16 protein-coding genes and 1 rRNA gene are annotated in these 18,622 nt (G+C 71.5%); 15 read left to right on the top strand and 2 right to left on the bottom strand.

The genetic code is table 11. The features are described 5' to 3' along the window. Window positions 1–19: 19 nt before the first annotated feature. The 12 genes from AB0K12_RS05395 to AB0K12_RS05340 all read left to right on the top strand — a co-directional run bounded on the left by AB0K12_RS05395 (window position 20) and on the right by AB0K12_RS05340 (window position 13,858). Entirely contained in the window at window positions 20–1,951 is a 1,932-nt protein-coding gene (locus AB0K12_RS05395; protein ID WP_364555795.1) for a beta-galactosidase, read from the top strand. A 123-nt stretch (window positions 1,952–2,074) separates the two neighbouring features. Continuing rightward, window positions 2,075–2,392: an L-rhamnose mutarotase gene (locus AB0K12_RS05390; protein ID WP_345386222.1), complete on the top strand. Its 318-nt coding sequence runs from the start codon at window positions 2,075–2,077 to the stop codon at window positions 2,390–2,392. Window positions 2,393–2,402: 10 nt separating this feature from the next. Continuing rightward, a complete protein-coding gene (gene rhaI / locus AB0K12_RS05385; RefSeq protein WP_364555794.1) occupies window positions 2,403–3,560 on the top strand; it encodes an L-rhamnose isomerase in 1,158 nt (385 codons plus the stop codon). A 6-nt stretch (window positions 3,561–3,566) separates the two neighbouring features. Next, window positions 3,567–5,609: a bifunctional aldolase/short-chain dehydrogenase gene (locus AB0K12_RS05380; protein ID WP_364555792.1), complete on the top strand. Its 2,043-nt coding sequence runs from the start codon at window positions 3,567–3,569 to the stop codon at window positions 5,607–5,609. 264 nt (window positions 5,610–5,873) lie between these two features. Continuing rightward, window positions 5,874–6,896 carry an N-acetyl-gamma-glutamyl-phosphate reductase gene (gene argC, locus AB0K12_RS05375; RefSeq protein ID WP_364555790.1) on the top strand — a complete coding sequence of 341 codons (1,023 nt, stop codon included), beginning with the start codon at window positions 5,874–5,876 and terminating at the stop codon, window positions 6,894–6,896. Window positions 6,897–6,963: 67 nt separating this feature from the next. After that, window positions 6,964–8,115, top strand: a complete 1,152-nt coding sequence (gene argJ, locus AB0K12_RS05370) for a bifunctional glutamate N-acetyltransferase/amino-acid acetyltransferase ArgJ (RefSeq protein ID WP_364555788.1) — start codon at window positions 6,964–6,966, stop codon at window positions 8,113–8,115. Further along, on the top strand, window positions 8,112–8,987 hold the full coding sequence (argB, locus tag AB0K12_RS05365; RefSeq protein ID WP_364555786.1) for an acetylglutamate kinase: 876 nt from the start codon (window positions 8,112–8,114) through the stop codon (window positions 8,985–8,987). Before argJ ends, argB begins: the two co-directional genes overlap by 4 nt. Next, the gene (locus AB0K12_RS05360) at window positions 8,984–10,150 is read left to right on the top strand and encodes an acetylornithine transaminase (protein ID WP_364555785.1); all 1,167 of its coding nucleotides are present in this window, start codon (window positions 8,984–8,986) and stop codon (window positions 10,148–10,150) included. Before argB ends, AB0K12_RS05360 begins: the two co-directional genes overlap by 4 nt. After that, complete coding sequence (argF, locus tag AB0K12_RS05355; RefSeq protein WP_364555783.1) at window positions 10,147–11,070, top strand: ornithine carbamoyltransferase; 924 nt, start codon at window positions 10,147–10,149, stop codon at window positions 11,068–11,070. The genes AB0K12_RS05360 and argF overlap by 4 nt, the downstream gene beginning before the upstream one ends. Continuing rightward, window positions 11,067–11,570 carry an arginine repressor gene (locus AB0K12_RS05350; RefSeq protein ID WP_345386209.1) on the top strand — a complete coding sequence of 168 codons (504 nt, stop codon included), beginning with the start codon at window positions 11,067–11,069 and terminating at the stop codon, window positions 11,568–11,570. Before argF ends, AB0K12_RS05350 begins: the two co-directional genes overlap by 4 nt. A gap of 186 nt (window positions 11,571–11,756) precedes the next feature. After that, window positions 11,757–13,187: an argininosuccinate lyase gene (argH, locus tag AB0K12_RS05345; protein ID WP_364373843.1), complete on the top strand. Its 1,431-nt coding sequence runs from the start codon at window positions 11,757–11,759 to the stop codon at window positions 13,185–13,187. Beyond that, window positions 13,169–13,858, top strand: coding sequence for a DNA-3-methyladenine glycosylase (locus tag AB0K12_RS05340; RefSeq protein WP_364555781.1), 690 nt, complete (start codon window positions 13,169–13,171; stop codon window positions 13,856–13,858). Before argH ends, AB0K12_RS05340 begins: the two co-directional genes overlap by 19 nt. Here the strand turns inward: AB0K12_RS05340 and AB0K12_RS05335 are convergent. Next, window positions 13,798–14,199, bottom strand: coding sequence for a PH domain-containing protein (locus AB0K12_RS05335; RefSeq protein ID WP_364555779.1), 402 nt, complete (start codon window positions 14,197–14,199; stop codon window positions 13,798–13,800). The two genes, AB0K12_RS05340 and AB0K12_RS05335, sit on opposite strands and share 61 nt — an antisense overlap. Before the next feature lie 86 nt (window positions 14,200–14,285). Here AB0K12_RS05335 and tyrS point away from each other — a divergent pair, with 86 nt between their 5' ends. Then, on the top strand, window positions 14,286–15,551 hold the full coding sequence (gene tyrS, locus AB0K12_RS05330; RefSeq protein ID WP_364555777.1) for a tyrosine--tRNA ligase: 1,266 nt from the start codon (window positions 14,286–14,288) through the stop codon (window positions 15,549–15,551). Between the two features lie 25 nt (window positions 15,552–15,576). Here tyrS and AB0K12_RS05325 read toward each other — a convergent pair whose 3' ends face one another. Further along, entirely contained in the window at window positions 15,577–17,049 is a 1,473-nt protein-coding gene (locus AB0K12_RS05325) for a glycosyltransferase family 39 protein (protein WP_364555775.1), read from the bottom strand. A gap of 106 nt (window positions 17,050–17,155) precedes the next feature. Between AB0K12_RS05325 and AB0K12_RS05320 the strand changes: the two genes are divergently transcribed. Continuing rightward, entirely contained in the window at window positions 17,156–17,755 is a 600-nt protein-coding gene (locus tag AB0K12_RS05320) for an HAD family phosphatase (protein ID WP_364555773.1), read from the top strand. A 564-nt stretch (window positions 17,756–18,319) separates the two neighbouring features. Next, window positions 18,320–18,622: ribosomal RNA gene (locus AB0K12_RS05315) — 16S ribosomal RNA — on the top strand; the annotation flags it as partial.

The raw sequence follows: 18,622 nt of genomic DNA, 5'->3' as shown, positions 1-18,622 counted from the left end.
CCATCGAAAGGCAGGCTTCATGCCGGATGTCATCGCGTACGGCGGCGACTGGAACCCCGAGCAGTGGCCAGAGGAGATCTGGGAACAGGACGTCGCGCTGATGCGCGAGGCCGGCGTCAACAGGGTCAGCCTCGGCATCTTCTCCTGGTCGCTGCTCGAACCCGTCGAAGGCGTCTTCGACTTCGACTGGCTCGACCGGGCGATGGACCTGCTGGCCGCGAACGGCATCCGGGCCAACCTGGCCACCCCCACCGCCTCGCCGCCGCCCTGGTTCGGCGACGCCTACCCCGAGGCGCTGCCGGTGGACGCCGACGGCCGGCGGCTGCACCACGGCAGCAGGCAGGGCTTCTGCCCCAGCTCGCCGATCTACCGGGAGAAGGCGCTGCGCATCGCCGAGCAGGTGGCCGCGCGCTACCGCGAGCACCCCGCGCTGGCCCTGTGGCACGTGCACAACGAGTACGGCTGCCACAACGCCCGCTGCTACTGCGACACCTCCGCCGCCGCCTTCCGCGCCTGGCTGCGCTCCCGCTACGCCACGCTCGACGAGCTGAACGACGCCTGGGGCACCGCGTTCTGGTCGCAGCGCTACAGCGACTGGGCGCAGATCCTGCCGCCGCGCGCCACCCCCAGCTTCCCCAACCCCGGCCAGCTGCTCGACTTCCGCAGGTTCAGCTCCGACGCCCTGGTCGAGCTCTACCTGGCCGAGCGCGACCTGCTCAGGCAGCTCACCCCCGGCGTGCCCGCCACCACCAACCTCATGGCCGGCGCCCACTGGGACATGGACTGCTGGGCCTTCGCCGCCGAGCTGGACGTCGTCTCCACCGACCACTACCTCATCGGCGCCCGCGCCGAGCCGCACATCGACCTGGCCTTCGCCGCCGACTACGCCCGCTCGCTCAACGGCGGCCGGCCCTGGCTGCTCATGGAGCACTCCACCAGCGCCGTCAACTGGCAGCAGCCCCGCAACCTCGCCAAGACGCCCGGCGAGCTGCGCCGCAACTCCCTCGCCCACCTCGCGCGGGGCGCCGACGGCATCATGTTCTTCCAGTGGCGCCAGTCCAGGGCGGGGGCCGAGAAGTGGCACTCGGCGATGCTGCCGCACGCCGGGCCCGACACCAAGGTCTTCCGCGAGGTGAAGGCGCTCGGCGCCGAGCTGGACGGGCTCGCCGAGGTGGCGGGCAGCCGGGTCGAGGCCGAGGTGGCGCTGCTCGTCGACCACTCCAGCGTGTGGGCCCAGGACCACCCCGCGCAGCCCAGCTCGGAGCTCGACCCGGTGGAGGAGGCCAAGCGCTGGCACGCGGCGCTCTGGCGGGCCGGAGTGACCTGCGACATCGCGCACCCCGAGGGCGATCTCAGCGCGTACCGGCTGGTGCTGGTGCCGCAGCTCTACCTGGTGAGCGACGCGGGGGCGGCCAATCTGGAGGCGTTCGCGCGGCGGGGCGGCGTCGTGCTGGTGGGGCCGTACAGCGGGGTCGTGGACGAGCACGACCGGGTGCGGCTCGGCGGCTACCCCGGCGCCTGGCGGGAGCTGCTCGGCGTGAGCGTCGAGGAGTTCTTCCCCCTGTCCGCGCCGATCCGGCTGGCCTCGGGCGCGACGGGCCGGGCCTGGAGCGAGGCGGCGCGGGTCACGACGGCGAAGGTGCTGGACACGTACGCGAGCGGGGAGCCCGCCTGGACCCGCAACGAGTTCGGCGACGGCGCCGCCCACTACCTGACGACCCTGCTCGACGACGCCGCGCTGGCCGAGGTCGTCGCCACCGTGTGCGGCGAGTCGGGGGCCGCGCCCGCCGCCACGGCGGAGCCGGGCGTCGAGGTGGTCCGCCGCGCGCACGAGGACGGCCGCTCGTTCCTGTTCGCGATCAACCACACCGCCGCCGACGCCACGGTGACCACCCGCGACGGCCGCACCGTGACGGTCGCGGCCGGCGACGTCGCCGTGCTGCGGGGCTGAAACGTGTCAAAGCCCTGGTCAGGCCCCGCCTCCCGAGGCCGGGGCCGGGCCGCGCATTGACAGCGGGCAACGGGAATCATAGTTTCCTGCACAGAGGATTAAAACGTTTTGAAAGGAGTGTCAGTGCAACGCGTCTGCTTCCTGCTGAAAGTCCGCCCGGAGCGGCTGGCGGAATATCGCGAGCGGCACCGCGACGTCTGGCCGGAGATGCGCGCGGCGCTGTCACGCACCGGCTGGCACAACTACTCGCTCTTCCTCAGGGACGACGGCCTGCTCGTCGGCTACCTGGAGACCGACGACTTCGAGGCCGCCAAGAAGGCGATGGCCGAGACCGAGGTCAACGCCCGCTGGCAGGCGGAGATGGCGCCGTTCTTCGAGGACCTCGACGGCCGGCCCGACGAGGGCATGACACCGCTGACCGAAGTGTTCCACCTGGACTGATCGGGGAGTAATGACTGACATCAAGGCCGTGCTGCGGGCGCAGCACATCGAGACGCCGTCCTGGGCCTACGGCAACAGCGGCACCCGGTTCAAGGTGTTCGCACAGCAGGGCGTGCCGCGCGACCCGTACGAGAAGCTCGCCGACGCCGCCCAGGTGCACGCCCACACCGGCATCGCCCCCACGGTCGCCCTGCACATCCCGTGGGACAAGGTGGACGACTACGCCGACCTGGCCAGGCACGCCCGCGAGCTGGGCGTCGGCATCGGCGCCATCAACTCCAACGTCTTCCAGGACGACGACTACATGCTGGGCAGCGTCACCAACCCCGGTGCCCGCGTCCGCCGCAAGGCCACCGACCACCTGCTCGAGTGCGTCGACATCATGGACGCCACCGGCTCCGACACGCTCAAGCTGTGGTTCTCCGACGGCATCAACTACCCGGGCCAGGACGACATCAGGGCCCGCCAGGACCGCCTGGCCGACTCGCTCGCCGAGGTCTACGACCGGCTCGGCGACGGCCAGCGCTTCCTGCTGGAGTACAAGCTGTTCGAGCCCGCCTTCTACGCCACCGACGTGCCCGACTGGGGCACCGCCTACGCCCACTGCCTCAAGCTCGGCCCGAAGGCCCAGGTCGTCGTGGACACCGGCCACCACGCGCCGGGCACCAACATCGAGTTCATCGTGGCGTTCCTGCTGCGCGAGGGCAAGCTCGGCGGTTTCGACTTCAACTCCCGCTTCTACGCCGACGACGACCTGATGGTCGGCGCCGCCGACCCGTTCCAGCTCTTCCGCATCATGTACGAGGTCGTGCGCGGCGGCGGGCTCGACCCCGAGGCGGGCGTCGCGTTCATGCTCGACCAGTGCCACAACATCGAGCCCAAGATCCCGGGCCAGATCCGCTCGGTCATGAACGTGCAGGAGGCCACCGCCAAGGCGCTGCTGGTCGACCGCGACGCGCTGGCCGCCGCCCAGGCCGCGGGCGACGTGCTGGGCGCCAACGCCGTCTTCATGGACGCCTTCAACACCGACGTACGGCCGCTGCTCGCCGAGCTGCGCGAGGAGATGGGCCTCGCGCCCGACCCGATGGCCGCCTACGCGAAGTCCGGATACTTCGAGAAGATCGCCGCCGAGCGCGTCGGCGGCGAGCAGGCCGGCTGGGGGGCCTGAACCGTCATGTCCAACGTCATCAACGAGCTGCTCGACCGCTCACACCGTCTGGGCGCCGACCCGCGCAACACCAACTACGCCGGCGGCAACACCTCCGCCAAGGGCGCCGCGCCCGACCCGGTCACCGGGGCCGACGTCGAGCTGCTGTGGGTCAAGGGCTCCGGCGGCGACCTCGGCACGCTCAAGGAGTCCGGCCTCGCCGTGCTCCGCCTCGACCGGCTGCGCGCGCTCAAGGACGTCTACCCGGGCGTCGAGCGCGAGGACGAGATGGTCGCCGCGTTCGACTACTGCCTGCACGGCAGGGGTGGCGCCGCCCCGTCGATCGACACCGCCATGCACGGCCTGGTCGAGGCCGCCCACGTCGACCACCTGCACCCCGACGCGGGCATCGCGCTGGCCACCGCCGCCGACGGCGAGGAGCTGACCAGGCGCGTCTTCGGCGACCGCGTGGTGTGGGTGCCGTGGCGCCGGCCCGGCTTCCAGCTCGGCCTCGACATCGCCGCCATCAAGGACGCCAACCCGCAGGCCATCGGCTGCGTCCTCGGCGGGCACGGCATCACCGCGTGGGGCTCGACCTCCCAGGAGTGCGAGGAGCGCTCGCTGGAGATCATCCGCACGGCGGAGGCGTACCTGGCCGAGCACGGCCGCCCCGACCCCTTCGGTGCGGTCGTCCACGACACGCTCCCCGAGGCCGAGCGGCACGCGCGGGCCGCCGCGCTGTTCCCGATCGTGCGCGGCCTGGCCTCCACCGACGTGCGCGTGGTCGGCCACTACACCGACACGCCCGAGGTGCTCGACTTCGTGGCGCGGGCCGAGCACCCGAGGCTGGCGGCGCTGGGCACGTCCTGCCCCGACCACTTCCTGCGCACGAAGGTCGCGCCGCTGGTGCTCGACCTGCCGCCGGACGCGCCGCTGGAGCAGGCCGCCGAGCGGCTGCGCGACCTGCACGCCGCCTACCGCGCCGACTACACCGCCTACTACGAGCGGCACGCCGAGCCGAACTCGCCGCCCATGCGCGGCGCCGACCCGGCGATCGTGCTGGTGCCCGGCGTCGGCATGTTCTCCTTCGGCAAGGACAAGCAGACCGCCCGGGTGGCCGGCGAGTTCTACGTCAACGCCATCAACGTCATGCGCGGCGCCGAGTCCGTCTCCACCTACGCCCCCATCCCCGAGTCGGAGAAGTTCCGCATCGAGTACTGGGAGCTGGAGGAGGCCAAGCTCCGCCGCATGCCCAAGCCGAAGCCGCTGGCCACCAGGGTCGCGCTGGTCACCGGCGGCGGCTCGGGCATCGGCGCGGCCACCGCGCGCCGGCTGGCCGCCGAGGGCGCCTGCGTGATCGTGGCCGACCGCGACCTCGCCGCAGCCGAGAAGGTGGCCGCCGAGATCGGCGGGCACGCCCACCGGGCCTCCGACGTCGCCGTGGCGGTCGGCGTGGACGTCACCTCCGAGGAGCAGATCGCCGCCGCCGTACGCGCGGGCGTGCTCGCCTTCGGCGGCGTGGACCTGGTCGTCAACAACGCCGGCCTGTCGCTGTCGCGCTCGCTGCTGGAGACCACGGTCTCCGACTGGGACCTGCAGCACGACGTCATGGCGCGCGGCTCGTTCCTGGTCTCCAGGGAGACCGCCAAGGTCATGATCGACCAGGCCATGGGCGGCGACGTCGTCTACATCTCCTCCAAGAACTCCGTCTTCGCCGGCCCGAACAACGTCGCGTACGGCGCCGCCAAGGCCGACCAGGCCCACCAGGTCCGGCTGCTCGCGGCCGAGCTGGGCGCCCACGGCATCAGGGTCAACGGCGTCAACCCCGACGGCGTCGTGCGCGGCTCCGGCATCTTCGCCTCAGGGTGGGGCGCGAACCGGGCGGCCGTGTACGGCGTGGAGGAGGAGAGGCTGGGCGAGTTCTACGCCCAGCGCACGCTGCTCAAGCGCGAGGTGCTGCCCGAGCACGTGGCGGCGGCCGTCTTCGCGCTCACGGGCGGCGAGCTGACCCACACCACCGGCCTGCACATCCCGGTGGACGCCGGCGTCGCCGCCGCGTTCCTGCGCTGATCACGCGCTGATTCCGGCGGGGTGAGCGAAGCCCCGGGCCATACGGCTCGGGGCTTTTTACGTGTGGCCGACCGGAAAACGGACAAGTACTGGTGCATGGCTTGCATCGGGCCCGCATGTTTTCGGCCCCCAACGGCGGGTGACAAGTCTCACGATACGGTCAATAGTCCCAGCCTGGCTTGCATGCTCATCCTCTAGAGTGCATCATCTTCACAAGCAAGGTCATAAGCTATGATGCATATTCATGCAGCAGGAGGAAGTCGGATGAGGGTAGCGGTCGCGGGGGCCAGCGGCTACGCGGGAGGGGAGCTGCTCCGCCTCCTCCTCGGCCACCCCGAGTTCGAGATCGGCGCGCTCACCGCCGCCTCCAGCGCCGGCAGCCCGCTCAGCGCCCACCAGCCCCACCTCGCCCCGCTCGCCGACCGCGTCATCGAGGAGACCACCGCCGAGGCGCTCGCCGGGCACGACGTGGTCTTCCTGGCCCTGCCCCACGGCCACTCCGCCGCCGTCGCCGCCCAGCTCGGCGACGAGACGCTGGTGGTCGACTGCGGCGCCGACCACCGTCTCGCCGACCCCGCCGCCTGGCAGGAGTTCTACGGCGGCGAGCACGCCGGCACCTGGCCCTACGGCCTGCCCGAGCTGCCAGGCCAGCGCAAGGTGCTCATGGGCGCCACCCGCATCGCGGTCCCCGGCTGCTACCCGACCTCCGTGCTGCTCGCCCTCGCCCCCGCCTACGCCGCCGGCCTGGCCGGACCCGACGTCGTCGTGGTCGCCGCCAGCGGCACCAGCGGAGCCGGCAAGTCGCTCAAGCCCCACCTGCTCGGCAGCGAGGTCATGGGCTCGGTCAGCGCCTACGGCGTGGGCGGCGTCCACCGCCACACCCCCGAGATGGAGCAGGGCCTGTCGGCCGTCGCCGGGCAGCAGGTCCGCGTCTCGTTCACGCCGACGCTGGCCCCCATGAGCCGCGGCATCCTCGCCACCTGCACCGCGCCCGCCGCCCCTGGGCTCACCAAGGAGGCGCTGCGCACCGCGTACGAGGTCGCGCTCAAGGACGAGCCCTTCGTCCGCCTGCTGCCCGAGGGCACCTGGCCGGCCACCTCCATGACCTACGGCGCCAACACCGCCGCACTGCAGGTGACGCTCGACGAGCGCGCGGGCCGCGTGGTCGCCGTCATCGCCATCGACAACCTCACCAAGGGCACGGCCGGAGGCGCGATCCAGAGCGTCAACCTCGCCCTCGGCCTGCCGGAAGAGCTCGGCCTCCCCACGACAGGAGTTGCTCCGTGAGAGAGCGCAGCGAAGGAAGCAGCAAGCACGGGTGCCCGGCATCCCTGCCGAAGGCGGGGGAGGAGGCATGAGCGTGACCGCCCCTCTGGGCTTCAGAGCGGCCGGCGTCGCCGCGGGCATCAAGTCCGGCGGCTCTCGTGACCTGGCCCTCGTCGTCAACGACGGGCCGAGCCGTGCCGCCGCGGGCGTCTTCACCGCCAACCGCGTGCAGGCCGCCCCCGTGCTGTGGTCGCGCCAGGTCCTGTCCGGTGGCCGGCTGCGCGCCGTCGTGCTCAACTCCGGCGGCGCCAACGCCTGCACAGGGCCCGAGGGCTTCCAGGACACCCACGCCACCGCCGAGAAGGTGGCCGAGGTGCTCGACGACTCCGCGGGCGAGGTCGCCGTCTGCTCCACCGGCCTCATCGGCGAGCGGCTGCCCATGGACGCGCTGCTGTCCGGCGTCGAGACCGCGGCGGGCCAGCTCTCCCGCGACGGCGGCCTGGCCGCCGCCGACGCCATCCGCACCACCGACACCGTCTCCAAGATCTCCTTCAAGCGCGGCAGCGGCTACATGGTCGGCGGCATGGCCAAGGGCGCCGGCATGCTCGCCCCCGCCCTGGCCACCATGCTCTGCGTGATCACCACCGACGCCGAGGTCAGCGCGGAAGAGCTCGACACCGTGCTGCGCGCGGCCACGTCCAAGACCTTCGACCGGCTCGACACCGACGGCTGCATGTCCACCAACGACACCGTGCTGCTGCTCGCCAGCGGCGCAGCCGAAGTGCGTCCCGACCTCGCCGAGTTCGAGGAGCGGGTCACCGAGGTCTGCGCCGACCTCGCCAGGCAGCTGCTCGTGGACGCCGAGGGCGCGTCCAAGGCGATCGCCATCGAGGTGGTCGGCGCCGCCGACGAGGACGACGCCGTCAAGGTCGGCCGCGCGGTCGCCCGTTCCAACCTGCTCAAGTGCGCGATCCACGGCGAGGACCCCAACTGGGGCCGCGTGCTCGCCGCCGTCGGCACCACCGACGCCGAGTTCGAGCCCGACCGGCTCAACGTCGCCATCAACGGCATCTGGATCTGCCGCGGCGGCGCCGTCGGCGACGACCGCTCGAAGGTGGACATGCGTCCCCGCGACGTCACCATCACCATCGACCTGTCGGCCGGGCCGCACACCGCGACCGTGCACACCACCGACCTGACCGCCGACTACGTCCACGAGAACTCGGCGTACTCCTCATGAGACTCACCACCGCGCAGAGCAAGGCCCAGGCGCTCATCGAGGCGCTGCCCTGGCTCACCCGCTTCCACGGCGCCACCATCGTCGTCAAATACGGCGGCAACGCCATGACCGACGAGTCGCTCAAGCACCGCTTCGCCGAGGACGTCGTCTTCCTGCACCACGCCGGCCTGCGCCCGGTCGTCGTGCACGGCGGCGGCCCGCAGATCAGCAGCGCCCTCGACAAGCTCGGCATCGAGTCCACCTTCACCGCCGGGCTGCGGGTCACCACCCCCGAGGCCATGCAGGTCGTCAGGATGGTGCTCACCGGCCAGGTCAACCGCGAGATCGTCGGCATGATCAACAACCACGGTCCGTTCGCCGTCGGCATGTCAGGCGAGGACGCCCACCTGTTCACCGCCGTGCGCAAGCACGCCCTCGTCGACGGCGAGCCCGTCGACATCGGCCAGGTCGGCGAGATCATCAAGGTCGAGCCCGGCGCCGTGCGCGCGCTGCTCGACGACGGCCGCATCCCCGTCGTCTCCAGCGTCGCCAGAGGCGACGACGGCGAGATCTACAACGTCAACGCCGACACCGCCGCCGCCGCGCTCGCCGTGGCGCTCGAAGCGCACAAGCTGATCGTGCTGACCGACGTCGAGGGCCTCTACGCCAACTGGCCCGACGACACCGACGTCATCGACCAGCTCACCGCCGACGAGCTCGCGGCCCTGATGCCCACCCTGTCCAGCGGCATGGTGCCCAAGATGGAGGCGTGCCTGACAGCCGTGCAGGGCGGGGTCCCGCAGGCCCACGTCCTCGACGGCCGGGTGCCCCACTCGCTGCTGCTGGAGCTTTTCACCAATGAAGGAATCGGAACGATGGTGATCCCGTCATGAACCTGCACGAGCGCTTCGGCAACGCCTTCATGCCCAACTACGGCGTCCCGCCGATCGCGCTGGCCCGCGGCGAGGGCACCCGCGTCTGGGACGTCGACGGCAGGCCCTATCTCGACTTCATCGCCGGCATCGCCACCAGCTCGCTCGGCCACGCCCACCCGGCGCTGGTCGAGGCGGTCTCCCGGCAGGTCGCCACCATCGCCCACACCAGCAACCTCTTCCTGCACGAGCCCGAGGTGCGCCTGGCCGAGAAGCTGCTCGACCTGCTCAACGCGCCCGCCCGCGTCTTCTTCGCCAACTCCGGCACCGAGGCCAACGAGGCCGCCTACAAGCTGGCGCTCAAGTACGGCCGCCGCGAGGGCCGCTCCTACTTCGTGGCCGCCGAGAACGGCTTCCACGGCCGCACCATCGGCGCCCTGTCGCTGACCGGCAAGCCCTCCATCCGCGACCAGTTCGGACCGTTCCCGGTGGACGTGCGCTTCGTCCCCTACGGCGACGCCGCCGCGCTCAAGGCGGCCGTCACCGGCGACTGCATCGCGGTCTTCCTCGAGCCCACCCAGGGCGAGGCCGGCGTCGTGCCGCCGCCCGAGGGCTACTTCGAGGCCGCCCGCGAGATCTGCGACTCCACCGGCGCGCTACTGGTCGCCGACGAGATCCAGTCGGCCATCGGCCGCACCGGCCACTGGTTCGCCCACCAGGCCGAAGGCGTCACCCCCGACATCGTCACCCTCGCCAAGGGCCTCGGCGGCGGGCTGCCCATCGGCGCCTGCATCGGCTTCGGCGAGGTCGGCAGGCTCTTCGAGAAGGGCGACCACGGCTCGACGTTCGGCGGCAACCCGGTCTCGTGCGCCGCCGCGCTGGCCGTGCTCGACACCCTCGACCTCGACCACGTCAAGTCCGTCGCCGCCCGGCTGCGCACCGGCCTCGAGTCCGCGAGCCACCCCCTGCTCAAGGGCGTCCGCGGCCGCGGCCTGTGGCTGGCCGCCGTGCTCGCCGAGCCGCGCTCGGCGCAGGTGCAGCAGGCCGCCGCCGAGGCCGGCTTCCTGGTCAACGCGCTGCAGCCGGACGCCGTACGCATCGCGCCGCCCCTCGTGGTGAGCGCGGACGAGGTCGACGCGTTCGTCACCGCGTTCCCGTCGATCCTGGCGGAGGCCGCGAAGTGAGCACCAGGCACTTCCTGCGCGACGACGACCTGAGCCCCGCCGAGCAGGCCGAGGTCCTCGACCTGGCCGCCGCCATGAAGAAGGACCGCTTCGGCTACCGCCCCTTCGAGGGGCCGCAGACCGTCGCCGTGTTGTTCGACAAGCCGTCGGCCAGGACCCGCGTCTCCTTCCACACCGGCATCGGCGAGCTGGGCGGACTGCCGCTGGTCGTCGACAACGTCTCGGTCCTCATGGGCCGCGGCGAGCCGGCCGCCGACATCGCCCGCGTGCTCGACCGCCAGGTGGCCGCCATCGTCTGGCGCACCACCGGCCAGGAGCTCATCGAGGAGATGGCCGCCCACTCCAGGGTGCCCGTCGTCAACGCACTCACCGACGACTTCCACCCCTGCCAGATCCTCGCCGACCTGCAGACCGTGCGCGAGCGGCTCGGCCGCACCGCCGGCCTCACCTTCACCTACCTGGGCGACGGCGCCAACAACATGGCGCACTCCTACCTGCTCGGCGGCGCCACGGCAGGCATGCACGTCCGCATCGCCGCGCCCGCCGGCTACCAGCCCGACGCCGTCATCCTCGACCAGGCCGCGGCCATCGCCGCCAAGACCGGCGGCTCGGTCATCGCGCTGTCCGACCCCGAGGCCGCCGTCCAGGGCGCCCACGTCGTCGCCACCGACACCTGGGTCTCGATGGGCCAGGACGGCAAGGAGCAGCGCGTCGCCGCGCTCAAGCCGTACCAGGTGAACGACGAGCTGCTCGAACACGCCGCGTCCGACGCGATCGTGCTGCACTGCCTGCCCGCCTACCGCGGGCTGGAGATCACCAACGAGGTGCTTGAAGGACCCCGCAGCGTCGTGTGGGACCAGGCCGAGAACCGCCTGCACGCCCAGAAGGCGCTGCTGCACTGGCTGGTGTCCCGGCGATGATCCCGATGACCAAGGCGGCCCGGCAGGCGAAGATCACCGAGCTGCTGCAGCGCAAGGCCGTACGCTCCCAGCCCGAGCTGGCCAAGCTGCTGTCCGAGAGCGGGGTCGAGGTCACCCAGGCCACGCTCTCCCGTGACCTCGACGAGCTCGGCGCGCTCAAGCTGCGCGCCGACGACGGCTCGCTCGTCTACGCGCTGCCCGGCGAGGGCGGCGGCCGCATCCCGCTCGCCCGCCTCGGCACCGGCGAGACGCCCGCCGCCCGGCTGCACCGCATCGCCGAAGAGCTGCTGGTCGGCGCCGAGGCGTCGGCCAACCTGGTCATCGTGCGCACGCCGCCGGGCGCCGCGCAGTTCCTCGCCTCCGCCATCGACCACGCCGACTGGGAGTCCATCCTCGGCACGGTGGCGGGCGACGACACCATCCTGGTCATCAGCCGCGACCCCAGCGGCGGGCAGGCCGTCGCCGACGCACTGCTCAAGGTCGCCGACCGGCGCGCCTAACCCCCGGACGCCCGCCCGCGGCTAGGATCGCGGCGGCCCACGAGGCGACACGACGCCAAGCCGGACCGACTTGCACTACGACCGACTTGCACTAAGGTCGCGCAGGAGCTCGGGGGGAGCGCGCGAGGGCACGCCCGGCCACCGATGCCGGGACCACCGGCGCGGGCGCGTCCAGCGAAAACGTATATGGAGGACACAACGGTGAGTGATGGCAAGCCGATGCGGCTGTGGGGCGGACGCTTCGAGAGCGGCCCGTCCGACGCGCTGGCCCGGCTGTCGGTGAGCGTGCACTTCGACTGGCGGCTGGTGCCGTACGACCTGGCGGCGTCCAGGGCGCACGCCCGCGTGCTGCACCGGGCGCAGCTGCTGACCGCCGAGGAGCTCGAGCGCATGATCGGCGCGCTCGACGACCTCGAGCAGGCCTGCAAGGCCGGCGAGTTCCGCCCGACGGTCGCCGACGAGGACGTGCACACCGCGCTCGAACGCGGCCTGCTCGAACGGCTCGGCTCGCTCGGCGGCAAGCTGCGCGCCGGCCGCTCGCGCAACGACCAGATCGCCACCGACCTGCGGCTCTACCTCCGCGACCACGCCCGCTCGATCGTCTCCCGCCTGGTCGAGCTGGAGACCGCGCTCATGGCGCAGGCCGAGCAGCACGCCGAGACCGCCGCGCCCGGCATGACCCACCTGCAGCACGCGCAGCCCGTCTCGTTCGGCCACCAGCTGCTGGCCCACGTCCACGCCTTCGCCCGCGACGTCGACCGGCTCACCGACTGGGACAAGCGCGCCGCGATCTCCCCGCTCGGCTCCGGCGCCCTGGCCGGCTCGTCGCTGCCGCTCGACCCGCAGGCCGTGGCCGAGGAGCTGGGCTTCTCCGCCGCCGCGCCCAACTCGATGGACGCCGTCGCCGACCGCGACTTCGCCGCCGAGTTCCTCTTCGACGCCGCCATGATCGGCGTGCACCTGTCGCGGCTGGGCGAGGAGATCGTCCTGTGGGCCTCGCAGGAGTTCCGCTGGATCGAGATGGACGACGCCTACTCCACCGGCTCGTCGATCATGCCGCAGAAGAAGAACCCCGACGTGGCCGAGCTGGCCCGCGGCAAGTCGGGCCGCCTCATCGGCAACCTGATGTCGCTGCTCACCACGCTCAAGGGCCTGCCGCTGACCTACAACCGCGACCTGCAGGAGGACAAGGAGCCGGTCTTCGACGCCGTCGACACCCTGCTGCTGGTGCTGCCCGCCATGGCCGGCCTGGTCGCCACCATGCGCGTCAACACCGCCCGCATGGAGGCATCCGCCCCCGACGGCTACGCCCTCGCCACCGACCTGGCCGAGCTGCTGGTGCGGCGCGGGGTGCCGTTCCGCGAGGCGCACGAGGCCGTCGGCCACCTCGTCGTCTGGTGCCAGGTCAACGACAAGGACCTCGGCGAGCTCACCGACGACGAGCTCGGCAAGGTCTCGCCCCACCTGACCCCCGACGTGCGCGACGTGCTCAGCGTGCCCGGCGCCCTCGCGGCCCGCAAGGCCCACGGCGGCACCGCGCCCGACCGCGTACGCGACCAGCTCATCGCCCTCCGCGAGGCGGTCGACGCGCAGGCGGCATGGGCAGCGGGCAGCTGAGCTCCGCACCGCTGCCGCGGAGCTTCTTCGACCGGCCGTCCCACGAGGTCGCGCCCGACCTGCTCGGGCGCGTGCTCGTGCACGGATCGGTCGCCGTACGCCTGACCGAGGTCGAGGCGTACGGCGGCCCCGGCGAGGACCCGGCCGCCCACACCTACCGCGGCAAGACCCCGCGCAACGCCGTCATGTTCGGCCCGCCCGGCCACATCTACGTCTACTTCACCTACGGCATGCACTTCTGCGCCAACCTCGTGTGCCTGCCAGAAGGCTCTGGCTCGGCGGTGCTGCTGCGCGCGGGCGAAGTGGTCGAAGGGGTGGCCGAGGCGCGCGCCCGCCGCTCCGCCGGCCGCCCGGTCGCCGACCGCGACCTGGCCCGCGGGCCTGCCAGGCTGGCCGTCGCCCTCGGCCTGCTGCGCGAGCACAACGGCCTCGACGCCGTGCTTGACGGCTCGCCCGCGGGGCGCCCCCGCCAGTCGGCCACCGTGCTCGCCGGCCGCCCCGCCGACCCCGCGACGATCAGGTCAGGCCCTCGCACCGGCGTCTCGACCGCCAAGGAGACCCCATGGCGGTTCTGGATCGACGGCGACCCGAGCGTCTCCCCCTACCGCGCTCACGTGCCACGGCGCCGCAACGCCGCGGCCACCTCCGTCGGCGAGGCGCCCAAGTCGTGAGGGCTGAAGATGTGCAGGTAGTCGCCGGTGTCGATCTCCAGCATCTCGCTGCGCAGCCCCCACCGCCTGCGCACGTCCACCTTGATGTCCCAGATCGACTCCCACGGCACGTGCCGCCGCCCCGCGAACCCGTGCACCACCGTGATGCCGCTCTCGTCGGCCGCCAGCCGCACGGGCGCCAGCACGTCACGCAGCCCCATCGCGGCCAGCAGAACCGTCGCGGGAACCGCCAGGAGCACGCCGCGGAAATCGTCCCCCGCCCACCAGTGAACGCCGAGCCCGGCACACACCAGAGCCCCTAAGATCTTGAAAACGGCCAGCTCGCGACGGACCCTCCACATGGGCACCCAGCGTATCCAAGTGGCGCGCATCCGCACCGATCGGGCAGGCTAAAGGCACCGACATCCGACAGGAAAGCCAGATCACCGTGACCGACTTCCTTGACGACCTCGCGTGGCGAGGCCTGATCGCCCAGTCCACCGACCTCGACGCGCTGCGCGCGTCCATGGCCAAGGGACCGATCACGCTCTATTGCGGTTTCGACCCGACCGCACCGTCCCTGCATGTCGGTCACTTCGTGCCGCTGCTGACGCTGCGCCGCTTCCAGCAGGCGGGCCACCGCCCGATCGGCCTGGTCGGTGGCGCCACCGGGCTCATCGGCGACCCCAGCGGCCGCAACACCGAGCGCTCGCTCAACGCCGCCGAGGTCGTCGAAGGCTGGGTCGAGCGGCTGCGCGGCCAGGTCGGGCGCTTCCTCGACTTCGACGCCCCGTCCAACCCCGCCCTCATGGTCAGCAACCTCGACTGGACCGGTGAGCTGAGCGCCATCGGCTTCCTGCGCGACATCGGCAAGCACTTCCCGGTCAACCGCATGCTCGCCAGGGAGTCCGTCTCGGCGCGGCTGGCCGGCGAGGGCCTCAGCTACACCGAGTTCAGCTACCAGATCCTGCAGTCCAACGACTTCCTCGAGCTCTACCGCCGCTACAACTGCACGCTGCAGATCGGCGGCAGCGACCAGTGGGGCAACATCACCGCGGGCGCCGACCTGATCCGCCGCGTCGAGGGCGGCCACGTCCACGTGCTGACGCTGCCGCTCATCACCAAGGCCGACGGCACCAAGTTCGGCAAGACCGCCGGCGGCGCGCTCTGGCTCGACCCCGAGATGACCTCGCCGTACGCCTTCTACCAGTACTTCCTCAACTCCGACGACCGCGACGTGATCCACTACCTCAAGGTGTTCACGTTCCGCGGACGCGAGGAGATCGAGGCGCTGGAGAAGGCCGTCGCCGAGCGGCCCTTCGCCCGCGAGGCCCAGCGCGCGCTCGCCGAGGACCTCACCGAGCTGCTGCACGGCAAGGAGGAGCTCGACGCCGTCGTCGCCGCCTCCAAGGCGCTGTTCGGTCAGGGCTCGCTGGAGGAGCTGCCGGCCGCCACGCTCGGCGCCGCGCTGGCCGAGGTGCCCAAGGCCGGCATCCCGGCGCTCGGGGTGCCCTTCATCGACCTGCTCGCCGACAGCGGTCTCGTCGAGTCCAAGTCGGCGGCCCGCCGGGCGGTCAAGGAGGGCGGCGCTTACCTCAACAACCGCAAGATCACCGACGAGGCGTACGTGCCGGGCGCCGAGGACCTGCTCGCCGGGCGGTACATGGTGCTGCGCCGTGGCAAGAAGTCGATCGGCGGCGTCGAGGTCGGCTGACCTCTACGTTCGCGGGGCGGGCGCTTCATTGAGAGCGCCCGCCTGGCTTTCCGCCTGGCCTGCGCTGTTCCGTCCTCTTCTTCTCCGGGGTCTTCGTGGCGGTTCTGCGGGTCGCCCGGGTGGGCTGCTCGGTGCGGGTGAACAGGGCGACCGTCAGGCCGGGCAGGTCGGCCGAGTGCTTGGCCATCTCCAGCTCGTACCCGGCCTGCCGGACTTCCTCGACCCGCGGCAGCCCGTCCTCCTCGAGCCCGGAGTCCTCCGTCCCGCGCCACACCACCCAGACCCGCTCGCGCCCGGCCAGCGCCGCCGCGACGTCGGGCTGCTCCGGGTAGCCGAACCCCTCGGGGTCCGGCGCGTCTCCCGAGCGCAGGACGTCCACCGGCATGAGCGAGTCGGCGTAGTAGTCGAAGCCGGCACGCAACTGGCTCTGCCCGTAGACGAGGGCGTCGTCCGGCTCCGCCTTGATCACCCGCAGCGCCCAGGGGATGTTCTCCATCCGCCCGTTCTCCTCGCGTACGTCCACATGCTCGGGCAGCGCGACCAGGCAGCCCAGCACCACGACCGCCACCCCGGCCACCACCTGGAGCCGCGGCAGGCTCGCCACCGCCAGCCCGGCGAGCAGCGCCAGCGCGGGTGCGGTGACGAAGAGGTAGCGGTCCACGTACACGGGAGTGACGAGCCAGGAGACCGCCAGCAGCAGCACCGGCGGCAGCACCAGCCACCCCGCGAGCGCCGCGGCCCAGGCACGCACGCCGTTCGCCCGCCACAACAGCACGGCGCCGGCCAGGGCGATCGCGAACAGCGCGACGCCCAGCACCTCCGCCTCCGCAGCCATCTTCGGGAACGTCAGCAACACCTCGGGCCCGCGCTGCGGGATCCAGCTGATGGCGTGCCGCTCTCCGTAGCCGATCAGCCCCAGCACCGCCGCGGGCACGCACCCCACGGCGAGCGCGGCCGCCATCCTGCCCAGCACCTCCCGCCGCACCAGCAACGCGTGGGCGGGCAGGACGAGCACCGCGAACAGGTGCGTGCAGCACACGAGCGCCACCGCCACCCCGTACGCCACCCACCTGCGCCCGCTCGGCCGCTCCAGCGCTCGGTGCAACGCCCAGAACGCGAACACCACCGCGGCCGCCGCGAACGCGTACGACCTGGCGAAGGCCCCGTAGTAGGACACCGACGGCAGGATCGCGAACACCCCCGCCGCCACCACGCCCGCGCGCGTGCTGTGCAGCCGCCGCCCCAGATCCACCAGCAGCCACGCCGCCACGCCGATCGCCACCGCCGAGGGCAACCGCAGCCACAGCTCCGCCGTGCCTGCCTTCATCCAGAGGTGCATGAAGAGGTAGTAGGGCAGGAAATGCCCGTCGATGTGGCGGGCCAGCTCGACCATGCCGGCGAGCGAGCGCGAGGCGGCGCTGATGGTGGCCAGCTCGTCGCCGTTCAGGGTGCTGACGCCGGTGCCGGAGAAGGCGGCGAGTCCGCCGAACAACCCCATCCACCAGGCGGTGAACCTGCGCCTGTGTGCGGCTGGACGTGCTGGAGGTGTGAGAGTGGCGACGGAGTTCACCCGAGCCAGGATACGTCCGGTTATGGTCGGAGACATGGCGAATGTGATCGTTTTCGACCTGTACGGGGTTATCGCTCGTACGCAGGGGGACGCGGCCAGGCGACGGATCGAGGAGCTCGCCGGGGTGGCGGGGGAGCCGTTCTGGGAGGCGTACTGGGGCTGCCGGCCTCCGTACGACGCCGGCCAGGACGGCACCGCCTACTGGACCGCCGTCGCCGACCGGCTGGGCGTGCGCTTCGCGGACGTCCCCGCGCTCATCGCCGCCGACCTCGACAGCTGGTGTCACGTCGATCCCGCGATGGTCGAGGTGGTCCACGAACTCGCCGACCGGGGGCACCGCCTGGGGCTGCTGTCGAACATCATCGCGGAGCTGGTGCCCGTCTGGGAGTCCCGGCACAGCGGGTGGCTCGATCGCTTCGAGTCGCTGACGTTCTCGTGCCGGGTGGGGGTGGCGAAGCCGGATCCGCGGGCGTACGAGATCTGCGCGGAGCGGATGGGGGTGGCGCCGGGGGAGGTGCTGTTCATCGACGACCGCGAGGAGAACGTGGTGGCGGCGCGGGCCGCGGGCATGAAGGCCGAGGTCTTCGTATCGGCTGAGCAGGTACGCGAGCTGGCCGGCGCCCCCGCCCGGTGACGCCGCCCTTACCCCCGTGTCGGCCTCTTCTCACCTCCCTGGGCGGGGCGATTTGACGAGTCGCGGATCGCCACCTAATCTTTCACTTCGCCCCGGGGAGTGAGCCGGACGCCGGTCAGGCGGACGGGCCTCCAGGGCAAACCCCTTGAAGTAACGAGCCAACTCGGCGAAGCCGCTTCGGCGTGCTGTCGCATGGGTTCGTCTTCGGGCGCGCCGACATCACCGAAAAACCGGTTGATTCGACACGGGCCTGATGACACGGTAAGTTACGAGGGTTGTCCCAGATCGGGGCAGACAATCTTGGAAGTTCGAACCACTTCCCGTCAAGTCGCAAGATTTGACACGGATCCGGGCGAGCTGATAAGATTGAGTGAGACGAGATAGCGCCTTCTGGCCGAGATTCACCGCAAGTGAGTCTTCAGTCAGATGTACGCGTCCGTTTCTTGAGAACTCAACAGTGTGTTAAAAGCCAGTGCATGATGCACAACCCCGTCATTTTTGACGGATTCCTTTGGTTGACATTCATGTGGACATGAGTGTTGGCCAGGACTTCTTTTCAAGCATTGTTTGGAGAGTTTGATCCTGGCTCAGGACGAACGCTGGCGGCGTGCTTAACACATGCAAGTCGAGCGGAAAGGCCCTTCGGGGTACTCGAGCGGCGAACGGGTGAGTAACACGTGAGCAACCTGCCCCTGACTCTGGGATAAGCCCGGGAAACTGGGTCTAATACCGGATACGACCGCCTCCGGCATCGGGTGGTGGTGGAAAGTTTTTCGGTTGGGGATGGGCTCGCGGCCTATCAGCTTGTTGGTGGGGTAGTGGCCTACCAAGGCGACGACGGGTAGCCGGCCTGAGAGGGCGACCGGC

The organism is Nonomuraea sp. NPDC049419, assembly GCF_040676995.1.
In the GTDB taxonomy this organism is placed as follows: domain Bacteria; phylum Actinomycetota; class Actinomycetes; order Streptosporangiales; family Streptosporangiaceae; genus Nonomuraea; species Nonomuraea salmonea.
This window is presented reverse-complemented; position numbering and strand designations above follow the sequence as displayed.

Excerpts from the sequence above, each read along its gene's own strand:
- AB0K12_RS05320 (WP_364555773.1), top strand. The coding sequence starts at position 17,156 with ATGGCGAATGTGATCGTTTTCGACCTGTACGGGGTTATCGCTCGTACG.
- AB0K12_RS05325 (WP_364555775.1), bottom strand. The coding sequence starts at position 17,049 with ATGGGGTTGTTCGGCGGACTCGCCGCCTTCTCCGGCACCGGCGTCAGC.
- AB0K12_RS05350 (WP_345386209.1), top strand. The coding sequence starts at position 11,067 with ATGATCCCGATGACCAAGGCGGCCCGGCAGGCGAAGATCACCGAGCTG.
- AB0K12_RS05340 (WP_364555781.1), top strand. The coding sequence starts at position 13,169 with ATGGGCAGCGGGCAGCTGAGCTCCGCACCGCTGCCGCGGAGCTTCTTC.
- AB0K12_RS05360 (WP_364555785.1), top strand. The coding sequence starts at position 8,984 with ATGAACCTGCACGAGCGCTTCGGCAACGCCTTCATGCCCAACTACGGC.
- AB0K12_RS05335 (WP_364555779.1), bottom strand. The coding sequence starts at position 14,199 with ATGTGGAGGGTCCGTCGCGAGCTGGCCGTTTTCAAGATCTTAGGGGCT.
- argJ (WP_364555788.1), top strand. The coding sequence starts at position 6,964 with ATGAGCGTGACCGCCCCTCTGGGCTTCAGAGCGGCCGGCGTCGCCGCG.
- rhaI (WP_364555794.1), top strand. The coding sequence starts at position 2,403 with ATGACTGACATCAAGGCCGTGCTGCGGGCGCAGCACATCGAGACGCCG.
- argC (WP_364555790.1), top strand. The coding sequence starts at position 5,874 with ATGAGGGTAGCGGTCGCGGGGGCCAGCGGCTACGCGGGAGGGGAGCTG.
- argH (WP_364373843.1), top strand. The coding sequence starts at position 11,757 with ATGGAGGACACAACGGTGAGTGATGGCAAGCCGATGCGGCTGTGGGGC.
- AB0K12_RS05380 (WP_364555792.1), top strand. The coding sequence starts at position 3,567 with ATGTCCAACGTCATCAACGAGCTGCTCGACCGCTCACACCGTCTGGGC.
- AB0K12_RS05395 (WP_364555795.1), top strand. The coding sequence starts at position 20 with ATGCCGGATGTCATCGCGTACGGCGGCGACTGGAACCCCGAGCAGTGG.
- argB (WP_364555786.1), top strand. The coding sequence starts at position 8,112 with ATGAGACTCACCACCGCGCAGAGCAAGGCCCAGGCGCTCATCGAGGCG.